The following is a 14155-nucleotide window of genomic DNA, read 5'->3' on the forward strand; positions in this document are numbered from 1 at the left end:
AGGGCGGCACCTTCCCGCTAAGCGGCGCCCTCCCGCAGGGCGGTCCGGCCGCTCAGGGCCTGACCCCGCCCACCGGGCCGCAGGGCTTCGGCCCCGGCGGGGCGACCGGGACGACGCGCACCGGTGGCGCCGGCGGGCTGCTGGACGCGAGCACGCCCAGCTCCGCGCTGGTGTCGCTGCTGCTGCACGATGCGGACAGCTACACGTGGGTGGCCGCCACGGTCGGGGCCAACCAGTCGGCCGGCTACCAGCTGGCCACCGACCGACCGGTCATGGCGCTGGGCGGGTTCAACGGCAGCGACCCGTTCCCGACGCTGGCGCTGTTCCAGCAGTACGTCGCCGAGGGCAAGGTCCACTACTTCCTCGGCGGGGGCGGCGGGTTCGGCACCCAGAACGGTGGTAGCAGCGACACCCCGCAGATCAGCCAGTGGGTCGAGGCCAACTTCACCGCCGCGACGGTGGGCGGGGTCACGGTGTACGACCTCACCCAGCCGACGTCAGGATCGACGTCCGGCTGACCGGCGGGTCCGAGTCAGGCTGCTCCGAGCTGCCCCGGCCCGAGCGCGGTACCCCCCAACCGCGCCCGGGCCAGGGTTTCGACGGCTGGCACGACCGGCCCGTCAGCGCCGGAACGGAGCTGAGCGCGAAGGCAGCTCTGCACGCACCGGATCACCCAACCCGCTGGCACCTGCGAGCCGAACTCCTGCATCAGCCGCTCCTCGACTGCGAGGACCTCCCGGTGTGTTGCCAAGGGCATCATCGGTCGGTCACTCTCCCCGAGCAGTCCGCGGAACCCCGCACCCAGTGACCAGGATGACGTCACCCGCCCGCATCCCCCAGCCCCAGATGGGGGGCCTTTCCGCGGGCACCGTCCGGCTCACCCCTCGGATCGGGGGTACGGCTGGGGCCGCAGCAGCCCGGTCTGCAGCCCGATGACCACCGCCTGCAGCTGGGACCGGGCGTGCAGCTTCTGCAGGATCGCCTTCACATGACCGCGAACCGTGTGCTCGCTGATCTGCAGCTCGCCGGCGATCTCCTTGACGTCGCGGCCAGCGGCCAGCCGCGCCAGCACCTCCAGCTCTCTGGCGGTCAACGGCTGGTGCTCCACCACTCTCGGGAGATCGCGTAGCGTCCGACCCGCCTCGGCCTGCTCCACCGGGCGCGGTCCGCCGACGTCCTCGAGGAGGGCGACCACCTCGCGTGCCGCCCCGCCGCCCTCGAGCCCGATCGGGATGGCCCGCACGGTGAGGTACACCGGAGCGCCGTCCGCCCCCCTGATGGCCAGGCTGCGCTTCTGGGCCACTCCGGTGGCCAGGGCCTTCAGAACTGGCAGCTCCTGCCTGGGCAGCGCGGCGCCGTGCTCGTCGACCCCACCACGGACCTCCCAGGTCGTGCCGACGGTCGCGCTGCGGTCCCGCTGCAGCATGAGCTCGGCGGCCCGGTTCATCAACAGCACCCGAAGGTCCCCGTCGAAGACGATCACGCCCTCACGGAGGGAGTCGAGGATCAGCCAGCGGCGTCGCTCGGCAACAGCGGCCAGCCGCTCGGTCTCCACCCGGCCGCCGACGTCGCGGGACACCAGCACGATCACGGCCTCGTCACTGGTCCAGCGGGCCATCCGACCGGAGCTCTCCACCCAGACGACGCGACCCTCGGTGGCACGAAGTCGGTGCACCCACCGGGCCGGCTCACCCGAGCTGAACAGCTGGTCCCTGAACCGGCTGAGGGAGCCCAGGTCCTCTGGGTCTACCACCTCGCTCAGGGGCCGTCCGCGCAGGCGGGACGGAGGCAGCCCCAGCAGCTCGCGCGCGGCCGCCGACGCGTACAAGCACACACCGTCAAGGGTGAGCACCCACACCAGGTCAGGGGCTGCGTCCAGCCACCGGTACGACTCGGGCGGCGGGCCGATCTCCGGTGACAGCTCGCCCGCTCCTGACGCCGTCCACTCGCCCATGGTCAGAGCCTTCCAGGCTCAGCATGGCCGGAACCCGCCACGGTGGTGAGGGTAGAAGGACCCTCAGCCGCGCCCCGGCTCATCCCGGGAGAAGGATGCTCCGACTCGGCCACCCGGACACGCTGGGCGAGAGGGGCGGTCTGCGGCCTCCACGACCGGCAGGGGTGGGCATCGGTGATCTCCGGGCGGACGCCCGCAGGCAGATCGACCGGCTGCTGTCCTGGTTCGCGGCGTCACTGCCGGGTCGGTGGTGGGACCGGCTGCTCGAGATGGAGTTCGTCGACCGGTCAGTGGCCCTCGCCGCGAAGGCGTTCGTGGCCTTCCTCCCAGCGCTCGTCGTGGTGGCCGCCTACCTCCCGGATCAGCCGCGGCGCAGCCTGGCCTCGTCGCTGGTGCACCGGCTGGGACTCTCGGGAACGTCCCTGGAGGTGGTGCAGGCCACCCTGACGACGGGTGCCCAGACCAGGTCCGCCACCAGCCTGATCCGGCTGCTGGTCACCCTCTTCTACGCGACCACGATCACCACCGCACTCCAGCGGCTCTACCTGCGGGCTTGGCGGCGTCCGCCCATCCGAGACCGGCGCCGGCCGCTGACCGGCCTGGCCTGGGTCGTGGGCGTCATCGTCCTGATGGCGCTCATGGGCGGGTTGCGACGGGTCCTGCACGGCTGGGCCCTGCCCGGGGCGCTGACCGTGCTGGCGGCGGCCGGGTCCATCGCCCTGCGGTGGTGGACGCACTGCGTCATGCTGCCGAGCCAGCTCCGCTGGCGGGTGCTGCTCCCCGGCGCCATCATCACCTCGGTCGGGTCCGCCCTGTACGGGATCGGCGCCGCGGTGTGGCTGCCGCGCAACATCATCGCGAGCCAGCAGCAGTTCGGGTTCTTCGGGGTGGCCATGGCCCTGGTCTCGAGGTGCGTGGGGCTGGCCTTCGTCCTCGTCGGTGCCGCGGCGCTGGGCGTCGTGCTGGCCGAGGACACCGGCCGGATCGGCCGGCTCATCCGGGGCTCCGAGGGGACCTCGCTGCGTCCCGGCGCGCTCCCCCCGCTCCCCGCCCCCAGCCGGCCGGGCGCGCTCCTCGACGCCTTCGGCCGCCAACCCCCCTCCTCGGCCTGACGGGTCACAGGTGCAGCGCCGCGCGCATGGACGGCGCGGAGGCGGCGAGCAGCGGCTCGAGGCCGAGCAGCTGCTGGGTCGTGTGCAGCAGCGACAGGTGGCCGAACGCCTCAGTGGCGACGGTGCCCGGCCGGATGGACGGCGCCACCGCGATGAGCGCCACCCGGTTGCTGCCGGAGGAGTCGTCCTCGTCCCAGGTGACGAACACGGCGGTGCGCCCGGCCCGGTAGGTCGGGCTGTCCAGGATCGTCCGCAGCCAGGTGGTCAGCCAGGCGTCGCCGGTCGCGACCGGGCAGTCGTGGGTGTCGTTGCAGGTGTTGGGGACCACCAGCGAGAAGGCGGGGAGGCTGCCGGCGCGCAGCCCGTCGGCGAACGCCCCGGACGTCGGCGTTCCGAGCGGCACGTCGTGCTGCGCGCAGGTGGACCGCAGGTTCGTGTAGTAGACGGCCGGGTTGTGCTTGACCGCGTAGGTGCCGGCCGCGGTCCCGAAGCAGGGCGAGGGCATGCTCTCCGCGTAGACGCCCCAGCTGCTCCTGGCGTCGGCCAGCTCGCTGAACAGCGACGAGCCGCTGATCGGGTGCGCCGACGGCACGGCGTCGTCCCGCACGCCGTGCGCGCTGCCGGAGGTCAGCGCCAGGTAGTTCGGCAGCGACGGGTGGGTGTGGGCCCGGTAGTCCGAGGCGCTGGCGCAGGCGTGGGCCAGCGCGGTCTCCCCCGGCGCGCTCGGGGCTTCGAGGACGTCACCCGCGGCCTTGTTCTCCATGACGATCCAGACCACGTGCTGCCAGCGCGCCGGTACCGCCGCGCCGACGCACGGGTGGCTGGCGCTCAGCGCCACGGCCGTGGACGCAGCGGACGGCGTGGCCGACACGGTCGTGCTGGTCCAGGGTGCGGGCGTGCTGGTCGGGGTCGTCGCTGCGCAGGCCGCCAGGCCCAGGGACGCGACGACGAGCAGGGTGAGGGCCGGCGAGCGACGAGGACGGCGGCGGTGCGGCACGCCGTCCATCGTGCCCCGGGATCAGGCGATCGGTTCGAACCGGGCGTTGAAGAACCGCAGCGTCGGGGGCTCGTAGACCAGGCGCAGGCCGCGGATCTCCTCGCGCTCGGTCCACAGGGTGCGCACCGACTCGGCGACGACGTCCATGTGACGGTCGGTGTAGACCCGGCGCGGGATGGTCAGCCGCACCAGCTCGAGCGCCGGGTGACGGTTCTTGCCGGTGTTGGAGTCCCGGCCGGCGGAGACGATGCCCCGCTCCATCGAGCGGACGCCGCTGTCGATGTACAGCTGCGCGGCCAGCGCCTGCGCCGGGAACAGCTCCTGGTCGACGTGCGGCAGGAACCGCCGGGCGTCCAGGAACACCGCGTGGCCGCCGATCGGCTCGACGATCGGGATGCCGGCGTCCAGCAGCTGCTGGCCGAGGTAGCGGACCTGCAGGATGCGGTGGGCGATGTAGTCGTCGTCCACCATCTCCAGGATGCCCTGGGCCATGGCCTCCATGTCCCGACCGGCGAGCCCGCCGTAGGTGGGCATGCCCTCGTACAGCACGACCAGCTCACGGGCCCGCTGCAGGATCGACTCGTCGTTCATCGCGAGGAAGCCGCCGATGTTGACCAGCGCGTCCTTCTTGCCAGACATCGTGCAGCCGTCGAAGTAGGACATCATCTCGTGCAGGATCGCGGCGACCGGCTTGCCCTGGTAGCCCTCCTCGCGCTCGGCGACGAAGTAGGAGTTCTCGACGCAGCGGGTGGCGTCGGACCACAGCAGGATGTCGTGCCGCCGGCACAGCTCGCTGACCTCGCGGATGTTCTGCATCGACACCGGCTGCCCGCCAGCCATGTTCACGGTGACCGCGAGGTTGACGTAGGCGATGCCGGCCGGTCCGACCTCGTCGATCAGCCGCTGCAGCTTGGCCACGTCGACGTTGCCCTTGAACGGGTGCTGGGCGGTCGGGTCGTGCGCCTCGTCGATGATGACGTCGGCGAAGACGCCGCCGGCCAGCTCCTGGTGGGCCCGGGTGGTGGTGAAGTACATGTTGCCCGGGACGTACTGCCCCTCCTTGATCAGGATCTTCGAGATCAGGTGCTCGGCTCCGCGGCCCTGGTGGGTGGGCACGACGTGCTTGAACCCGTAGATCTCCCGGACGGCGTCCTCGAGGGCGTAGAACGACCGCGAGCCGGCATACGCCTCGTCGCCGCGCATGAGCGCGGACCACTGCCGGTCGCTCATCGCCGAGGTGCCGCTGTCGGTGAGCAGGTCGATGTAGACGTCGTCGCTGTGCAGCAGGAAGGTGTTGTACCCGGCCTGATCCATGGCCGCCTGGCGGTGCGCCCGGGTGGTCCGGCGCAGGGGCTCGACAGCCTTGATCTTGTACGGCTCGGCGTTGATCATCGGGGTCCCCTTCGTCGACTGTAGCCCGATGATGACGCCAGTCCAGGCGGTGCACAACCTGTCCACTTCCAAGCGAACAGATTGCACAGATTGAACATCACCATGCCAGAATTGCTGTACCGGTTGCCTGACATCGGCCGACCCCTAGGGTGGTCTCGTGAGCGTCGACCCGACTCCGGCCAACGTCACGCCCGGGTTCTCGGCGTCCCTCTCCCGCATCATGCTGCGAAACGCCACCTTTGTGGAGCCTGAGGACGGCCGGCCATGACCGAGCACGCTGCGGCCGCCACCCGCCGATACGTGGCCGTCATCGGGCCCGGCTCGGCCACCGACGAGCAGGTCGCGGCGGCGCGGGCCCTGGGTCGGGGGCTGGCCGAGCGAGGTGTCGTGGTCCTCACCGGAGGGCACGGCGGGGTGATGGCCGCTGCGGCGTCCGGCGTCGCGGAGGCCGGCGGGACGTCGATCGCGATCCTGCCCGGGCTGGACCGGGCCGAGGCCGATCCGGCGCACACGTTCGCCCTGCCCACCGGGCTGGGCGAGCTGCGCAACGGGCTGCTCGTGCGGTCCGCCGACGTCGTCGTCGCGGTGGGCTGCTCCTGGGGCACGCTGTCGGAGGTCGCGCTCGCGGTGCGCACCGGCGTGCCCCTCGTCGCGATCGACTGCTGGGAGCTGCCGGACGGCGGCCCGCGGGCCGCCGTCTCGGTGGTGGACGCGTTGACCCAGGTCGATCGACTGCTGTCCCGCCTCAGGCGGTGACCGTGGCCTGGGCGCTCTGGCCGTCCGGTGCCGTCACGACCACGCGGACGGACACGGGTGACGTGAGCGCCGCGACCACCACGTAGTGCGGCGGGTGGGTGGCCAACGCGGAGCGGAAGACCCCGATCGTGGTCCCCGGCGGGATGTCCGCCGCGGAGACGATCATCGGGATGTCGGGGACCGCGACCCTCAGGTGCAACGGCCGCGCGGGCGGGAAGTGCGGCGGCGGGAGGTGCGGCCCCGGCAGATGCGGCGACACCGCGGGAAGCTGGGCCAGGTGTGGGAGCGGCGGCACCATCTGCTGCAGGAGCGGCTGGGCGACCACGGGGTGCGGCGGCAGCACGAGGGGGTGCGCGGCGTAGACGTCGACCGTGTAGGCGCCGTCCAGCACCGGCGTCAGCGGCACCTGGCTGGTGAACGGCACGGCGACCCCGCCCGCGAGCAGCGTCGGAACGCCGAGGGTCACGTCCGGTGGTGGGTCCGGCGGGACGGCGGGGATCGAGGCTTCGACCGACGTCGAGCGGCCCAGCGGGTCGGTCACCGTGACCATCAGCGTCATCAGGTCGGACGGGTCGGAGCGGCGCAGCCACAGCTGCATGGGCGTGCGCCCGGCGTTGCGCAGCGACCGCTGCAGGACTCCACCCGTCACGGTGGCAGGTGGAGCAACGCCCGGGTCCACGGCGAGCTGGTCGAGCCGCGCCTCCCGGTCCACTGCGGGCGGGTCCGCGGGCGCGGCGAGGGTACGGGCGACCCGCACCCGTACCGTCGACGGGCCGAACCGGCCGGCCTGCGGCGGGACGTCTGTCGACCAGGTCGCGAGCACCCCGTCGCGGTCGCTGCCCCAGAAGCTGACCGCCGGCGCCGACACGTCGGGTGCCGTCTCCGGCGCGGCCAGCAGCGGGAACGGGGTGGACCCGTCGGACCGGACGCCGGCCACGCCGTTGGTGGGCACGTCCGGCGCCCAGGCCACCGCGCGGTACCAGGTGGTGCGCCACGAGCTGCCCGGCGTGTCGGTCAGCACGGCCGACCAGCGACCGTCCGGACCCTGGGTGAACGACGTCGACTCGGCCACCGCCGGCCCCATCAGGTCGACCGAGGTCGCCGCGCCGCCCACCTGGGTCCGGAACACCTGGACCCGCTCCGGCGCCACGGTTCCGCCCACGGTCACGGTGACCGTGGCGGCACCGCCACCGGCGTCCACCGCGACCAGCTCCGGGGTGGACGGCGCCACGAGGCGCGGGCGGGCGAACGCCCGCAGCTGGTCCGACGTGGCCGGCCAGGCCGACTCGACGTTGCCCGCGTTCGTGGCGGTGACGGCGTACAGCACGATCTCGTCGGACCCGGGTGGCAGGGTCACCTGCACGTCGGTGGCCGTGCCGTCGACCTGGGTCTCCCGGCGGAACACCGACCGCTGCCGGGTGGCGTCCAGCCCGTCGTAGGCCGCGAGCAGCTCGACGAACCGGACCGACAGCGGCTCGCCCGCCGCGATCGGGCCGATCCCCGCGGCGTTGCGCAGGGCCGTCTCCGGGCAGGCCCAGACGGTGACGGTGGCGGCCCCGGCGAACGCCGGCCAGCTGATCCGGCCGTGGCTGAGCGACGCAGCGTCCGGTGCGCTGCCCAGCGGCACGACCGGCAGCGGCGGGAACGTCACGGTCATCGGGACCGGCGTCGAGACGCGCGCCACCACCGGGGCCGCCCCGGGCGAGCCGGTCCGCACGCTGTCGACCTCCTGCGCCCACAGCGCGAGGGCGTAGTGCCCGGCCGCACCGAAGTCGAGGTCCAGCGGCAGGCGCAGCCGGTAGTGCCTGATCTCCGCCCCCTGCAGCGCATCGCCCGGCGCGGCAACCACGTCCTGCGCGGTCCGGTCGAGGTAGTCGACGCTGGCCCCCGCCGGGACGACGAGCCCGTCGGCTGGGCCGGGGGCGCCGACCGTGAGGACGACGTCGTGCCGGCTGGCCCCCGCCGGCGCCGGCCCGAGCGCCGTCGTCCCCGCCGGCAGCAGGCTGTTCGCCGCGGCCATCGGGACCAGCACCCCGAGCACCGTCACCGACGACGGCGTGCGGACGCTCCAGTCGACCGCAAGATGGACCTCGAGGGTCGACGGGCACGTGGTCGAGCCGGTGTAGCTGGTGTCCAGCCGGGCCGAGACGACCTGCGGCGCCGGCGGCGGCGGCTCGCCGCCGTCCCAGGTGACGTCGCGCCACGGCGACCAGACGCCGTAGAGGTCGCCGACGGCCACTCCGTAGCCCACGTGCCGGCCACCGCTGCCGAGCGGGATCGGCTCGGCCTGGGTGCTCCAATCGATGCGGTCCGAGAACGAGCCGATCGGGTGCGGCGGGTGCGGCAGCGGCCGCGGGGTCGGCGCCACCGGGCGCCATCCGCCGCTGTCCCGCTTCTCCAGCAGCGCCTCGGCCGGCGAGCCCGCAGCCTGGTCGAACCGGCACAGCGCGTGCGCGCTCGGACGGCCGAGGCCGGCCGTCGGCTCGACCCGGTCCCAGGACAGCCGCACCGTCTCCCGCCACTCGCCGTCGCGGACCGCCGGGCCGACGAGCCCGGCCAGCGCGGCGGCAAGGCCGGAGATCGGGGCAGCGGCCGCCCGCCGGCCGGGGGCCGGCACGAAGGCGGCGCTGGTCTCGGGGCCGCCCGCCCCGCTCAGCCCGTGCGGGTAGCCCGCCGTGACCAGGTAGTCCACCCCGGGAAGGTCGCCGACGGCGGCCTGCTGCTGGAACGGGTAGGCCGTGCCGAAGCCGAGCCCGAGCGCGGCGAACGGGTCGCTGGAGGTGCCCAGCTGCAGCGTGGCCAGCGGGTAGTGCGTGCTCGTGGTGTTGGCCGGCACCGTCCGGCCGTCCTGGGTCGGGGCGACCATGCCGGTGACCTGCAGCTGGACGACGGCCTGCGCCTGCGGCGCGACGCCGGGAATGAACAGGGCCGCGACCTCACCGAGCAGACCGGACCGAGCCTCGGCCACGAACGCGGACGGGTCGGGGGCGCCCCACGGTGGGGCCGGATGCCCGGTCTGGGTGGCCGGCCACCAGCCGAACGCGGGCGCACCCCGCTTGAGACGCTCGACGGCGGCGCTGACCGGGTCGGTGGGCGCGCTCACCAGGCCCTGGGGTGAGGTGTCGTATCCCCCGCTGGGCCAGTCCCCTTTCACCACCGGCAGCCCGACTCGCTCCAGCTGCTCCCAGGCCCGGTCGTTGACGGCGTCCGCCAGGGTCTCGCCGGTGACCGCAGTCACCGACCCGTTGACCACGAAGGCGGTGATGAGCGCACCCGCCCGCAGGGTCAGCGACACCGTCGAGGACCCGGCCGGCTGGCTGGCCACGGCGACAAGGCTCTCGACCGCGGGCAGCGTCATGAACCCGAGGGCAACCGCGGCCCGGGTGGGGTCGTCCACCGTGATCTGCAGGGTGACCGACGCCATCGGCGTCCCGCCCCAGCCGACCTCGGTGCCACCCACCCCGACGACCGTGGAGCCCCAGGACCGGTAGTCCAGCTTCCGCAGCTTGGTGTGCGGCCGGCGGGTCCAGACCGTGAACGGGGCCGGCGGCAACCCCTGCTTGTCGGACACCGCCCAGCGCAGCTGCACCTGGGTCCCCGCCTCGGCGGCGTGCTTGAGCAGATCCTCGGCCCCCGGCGTCTGGGCGGCGACCACCTGCCGGGCCAGGAGCGGCCAGCTGACCACTGTCCCCTCCGCGTGGAACAGCCACGGGTCCGCGAATCGAGTGCTCATGGCTCGAGGTCCTCCCATGGGGCACGGTCGAACGTCGCCCGGCCGCACCCGATGTCGACGGCCGCCTGACCGGACACCGGGTCCGCGGCCTGGTGCAGGCCGAGCACCAGCTCGGTGCCGCGAGCGCCGGGGCCGAGCAGAATCACGGCCCGCTGGTCACCCGCGCCGCGGACCACCCGGGTGACCGGGGCACCGCCGCCCGTGGTCAGGCCGAGCCAGTCCGTGTCGACGCTGGCCCACCAGTGATGGGTGGGGTCGAGCGGGTCGACCGGGCCGGTCACCCGCGTGGGCACCGGCCGCGAACGCCACAGCGGATCGGCGGAGTCCAGGACGACGGCGACCGGCTGGGGCAGCGGGTCCTGGCTCCACAACACCGTGACGAGGGGGAACCGGGGCACCTGTGGGGTCGGCAGTCCGGCCGCCCGGAAGGCGTCGTCCAGTGCCTCGCCGGCCGGCTGGGTCGGCAGGCCGGTCAGCGCCGCTGGGGTGGGCACGGCCCGGTGCTCGAGCCGGGCCGAGGCGAGGAACTGCGCGTACGCCGCCAGGCTGCGGAACTGCCCGGTGGTGAACCCGCGGCGGAACACCCGCACGGTGCCGTCCGGGCCCACCCGCTCGACGTCGACGAGGTAGTCGGTCCGTTCGTCGAGCGGGAACGGGATCTCCACAGCGACGTGCTCGTCCTTCGTCCCGGAGATGTCGACGCACGGCAGCCCGTCGGCCAGCTCGGAGGCCGCCTCCTCCCACGGGGTACGGATGCGCAGGCCGCCGGTGCCCAGGACCTGCGGCTGAAGCGCCACCGGCACCGGTGGCGAGCCCGTCGTGAACGTGCCGTCCGGATTCGGGTGCCGCCCGGACGCGGACCGCAGGACCAGCTGCAGGGTGTCGCCGTACTCGGAGAACAGCCGCGCCACACTCTGCGTGGCGAACGTGATCCGCACCGGGTCGTCGCAGAACACGCCCTTCTCGTCCGGCCCCGGCGCGGTCGCCAGCACCCACGGGTCGAGCCGGCCGGGCACCTCGGTCGGCCCGTCCCCGCTGAAGAAGAACGACTGGGTGACCGGGTTCGCCGTCGCCGCGGTTCCCGCGTCGGTGATCTGCGGCTGCGCGTCCTGGTCCATCGTGAACGCGTTCCACCGGACGTCGACCTGGTACTGAGTGCCCGGCGTCAGCAGCGCGTAGTCGTCCGGCTCCGCGGTCAGCGCCGTGGACAGCGCCTGGACGTTCGACGTCTGCGTGCTCTCGTCGAAGGACCAGCGCAGCTGCTCGGCCACGCCCAGCCCCTCGACGACGGCCACGTAGAACGCGACGGCGCGCGGTCCGGTGCCGGCCGGTCGGTCGAGGCGCGGGTCGATGCCGAGCTCGACGGTGACTGTGTCCTTGGGCAGGTCGGTCTGCAGCAACACCCACAGGTGACCCTGCTGCTGGGACGCCGCGACCTGGTTGCCGATGAGCACCGCCCGGACGACCGGGTCACGCCACGGCCCGGCGGCGTCCATCCATCGGGCCGGGGCACCCACCGTGCCGAGAAGGTCGGCGCTCGTCACCGGTCGGGTGCCCAGCTCGGCGCCGTCGGCGTCCAGGAAGCGTGCGACCAGGCCCTTCTGCAGCATCCGCTCGGAGACCATGAGCAGCGCCCTCAGCTGCGACAGCCCACCGGCCGCGGTGATCTCCACCGCGTCGACGAGCGGTCCGGGAGCGAACCCGCGAGCCTTCCAGGCGGCCTCGACCTCCGTCGCCCCCTTCGGGTCGCCGGCCTGGATCGGGACCCTGCCATCCCCCTGCGGGGAGCGCAGGATCCGCCCGGGGCAGCCTTCGTCCTGGCCCGCCACGGGCCCGGCGACGTGCGCCCGGGTGGCCAGTGCAGCCCTGACGTCGGCCAGCGCCGTCCCCGCGCCGACCAGGTCAGCGACCGTGGCCATCGACGCGACATCGACCGTGGTCGGCTGGGCGTGCGACAGCATCGGCAGCATGGCCGCCGTGGGCCGCTGGCCGACCCGCCCCGGCTTGTCCTGGCAGGGAACCGTGCCACCGACCACGCGGGCGGCGAGGATCCCGCGGCGACGGTCGGCGTCGGCGTCACCGCAGCGCCAACGCTCGGTGACGGTCAGCCCCAGCGGCGGCGGGGTCGACCGCACGGTTCCCGGGTCGTCCGGCCACGGGACGCCGGCCAGCTGCCAGCCGCCCGCCGACGGTCCGACCGGGCTGTCGTGGAACGTCCACAGCACCGGCGCCGGCTTCGCCACGTCGTCGCAGACGGTGCCCCACCGCTCGTGCACGTCGGTGGTCAGCTGCTGACCGTACGGGACCACGCGCGGCGTCGGGTCGGGCAGCCAGTCGAGCAGCGCCAGGCTGGCCCCGAGCAGCCGGTCACCGGTCGGGGTCCGGACCCACCACACGGCGGGGCGGCCGCCGGCGCTCAGCCCGCCGTGCAGGGTCACCGACTCGACCGAGTACCGCCACCAGCGGCGGCCTCGCTTCACCCACGGGTTGGCCGTGCCGCCGGGGGCGCCGACCAGCGTGGCCGGACCCGGGTCCATGCCCACGCCGAAGCCGCCGACCAGGTTGGGCGTCACGTCGAAGTGCAGGACCGGGATCGCGTCCAGCGGCACCGACGGCCCGGCCCCGCTCTCGCTCGCCTCGGCGATCTTGCCGTCGATGGCCCGGTCGGTCCCGCCGCCCTCGACGAGGGCGGGCGACCGGCTCACCAGCGAGACGCCGCTCACCAGCGGCAGCGGGTCCGGCGTCGGGACACTGTCGTCGCCGAGGGTGAAGTTAACGCACCCGGAGACGCTGAAGAAGAAGAAGTCGACCTCGCCGCAGATCTGGCCGTGGGCGTAGGTGTGCTCCACCACGGTGCCGTCGGGCAGCTCCTGCCGGCCCGAGTGCACGTCCAGCTCGGCGGAGGCGCCGATGCTGATGATGAACAGCCGCAGCTCCCCGGACAGCACGATCTTGCCGCCGAGCGCGAACGGCGCGAACGAGACGATGACGTCGAACCCGCCGGCCACCTTCAGGTACAGGCCGATCGACTCGCTGCCCCACACGAACGACAGGTGCGCGCCGGCCGCGATGGTGAAGCCGCCGGTGGGGACGTCGGGCAGCGGCGGGTTGGACAGCGCGATCCCGTTGCCGTGCAGCATCAGGTAGCCGCTGCCGGACAGCGCCGTGAACACCTGCACGGTGACCGGGTCGTTCCAGGTGCCGAGGTCGACGTACCAGTTCTGCGGGTCGGTGAACGGGAATCCGGCCGCGAGCGGCACCTTGATATGCAGCAGCTCGACGATGTCGTACTCCGCGACCAGCGCGATGGTCAGCCCGTCCGGGCTGAGCTCGACGACCGCCAGGAACGTCGCCTGGGCGTTGTTGTCGTCGAGCGCGGGCGGCAGCGAGAGCAGGTCTGCGCGCATCATCAGCAGCAGCCGCGGTCCTGGCAGCTCCAGCAGCAGCGCACCCTTGAGGTGCACGATGAAGCCGCCGTCCATCGTGCCGAGCAGCGCGCCGAGCGCGAGCGCGAACGAGCCGGCCGACCCTCCCCAGCCCACCGCGTCGATCGGGTTGCCGTGCTCGGTGCCCACCAGCCAGTCCAGCGCCGGCACGGCGGCCGCCGGGTTCTCCAACCGCTTCATGTTCACGCCGACCGCACCGAGGAACCCGAAGATCCCCAGGCCGGACGAGCCCAGCGCGATCGGCACCGGGAAGTCCACCTCGAGGCCCACGAAGACGCCGGTGACCGGGTCGGTCACCACCTTGAGCGAGGCCATGATGCGGACCTGCAGGGAGTCCAGCGACAGGTCGAGGCTGCCCGAGAGGTCCCCGGGGTTCACCGACAGGTATCCGCTGCCGTGCATGACGCCGGGCACGTCCACGCCGGCGCCGAGCGCGGTCAGCTGGGGCAGCTCCGGGGCGTCCAGCCGCATCCGGACCCTGGCCTTGTCGATGTGCACGATGCCCAGGTCGGCGTTGAGCCCGACCTCGACCTCCAGGTACGCCGGGTTGTCGCGCGAGACCCGGGTGCCGAGCACCTGCAGCAGGTCGCCCAGCGGCGGGTCGGCGACCACGGCCCCCTGGGGGATGTCCAGCGTGTAGCCCTTGGCCGGGTCGAACACCGGGCGGAACACGAACGGCTGGGAGCCGCCCCAGGCGAAGGACAGGCCGACCGCCTTGTAGCGGACCGTGATCGGCTTGTCGAGGGAGACCTTGACGATGCCGGC

General features: G+C 73.5%; 8 protein-coding genes. 3 read left to right on the plus strand and 5 right to left on the minus strand.

Features of this window, described 5'->3' with window-relative positions:
• Positions 1-518, plus strand: a 518-nt coding sequence (locus VIM19_04335) for a glycosyl transferase (GenBank protein HEY5184137.1), incomplete at its 5' end; no start/stop codon positions are given.
• A 359-nt stretch (positions 519-877) separates the two neighbouring features.
• On the opposite strand, the gene VIM19_04340 is transcribed toward VIM19_04335, so the two are convergent.
• On the minus strand, positions 878-1954 hold the full coding sequence (locus VIM19_04340; protein HEY5184138.1) for a PAS domain-containing protein: 1077 nt from the start codon (positions 1952-1954) through the stop codon (positions 878-880).
• A 164-nt stretch (positions 1955-2118) separates the two neighbouring features.
• On the opposite strand from VIM19_04340, the gene VIM19_04345 reads away from it, so the two are divergent.
• On the plus strand, positions 2119-3066 hold the full coding sequence (locus VIM19_04345; protein ID HEY5184139.1) for a hypothetical protein: 948 nt from the start codon (positions 2119-2121) through the stop codon (positions 3064-3066).
• Between the two features lie 4 nt (positions 3067-3070).
• Here the strand turns inward: VIM19_04345 and VIM19_04350 are convergent, their stop codons facing one another.
• Together VIM19_04350 and VIM19_04355 are read right to left on the minus strand one after the other, a co-directional pair.
• Complete coding sequence (locus tag VIM19_04350; GenBank protein ID HEY5184140.1) at positions 3071-4063, minus strand: alkaline phosphatase family protein; 993 nt, start codon at positions 4061-4063, stop codon at positions 3071-3073.
• Between the two features lie 21 nt (positions 4064-4084).
• Positions 4085-5455: a tyrosine phenol-lyase gene (locus tag VIM19_04355; GenBank protein ID HEY5184141.1), complete on the minus strand. Its 1371-nt coding sequence runs from the start codon at positions 5453-5455 to the stop codon at positions 4085-4087.
• Positions 5456-5719: 264 nt separating this feature from the next.
• Here VIM19_04355 and VIM19_04360 point away from each other — a divergent pair, with 264 nt between their 5' ends.
• On the plus strand, positions 5720-6211 hold the full coding sequence (locus tag VIM19_04360; protein HEY5184142.1) for a TIGR00725 family protein: 492 nt from the start codon (positions 5720-5722) through the stop codon (positions 6209-6211).
• Here the strand turns inward: VIM19_04360 and VIM19_04365 are convergent.
• A complete protein-coding gene (locus VIM19_04365) occupies positions 6201-9944 on the minus strand; it encodes a hypothetical protein (protein HEY5184143.1) in 3744 nt (1247 codons plus the stop codon). The two genes, VIM19_04360 and VIM19_04365, sit on opposite strands and share 11 nt — an antisense overlap.
• Positions 9941-14155: hypothetical protein (locus VIM19_04370; GenBank protein ID HEY5184144.1), on the minus strand; the 4215-nt coding region annotated here is incomplete at its 5' end. The genes VIM19_04365 and VIM19_04370, both read right to left, overlap by 4 nt.

This window comes from Actinomycetes bacterium, assembly GCA_036510875.1.
Taxonomy (GTDB): domain Bacteria; phylum Actinomycetota; class Actinomycetes; order Prado026; family Prado026; genus DATCDE01.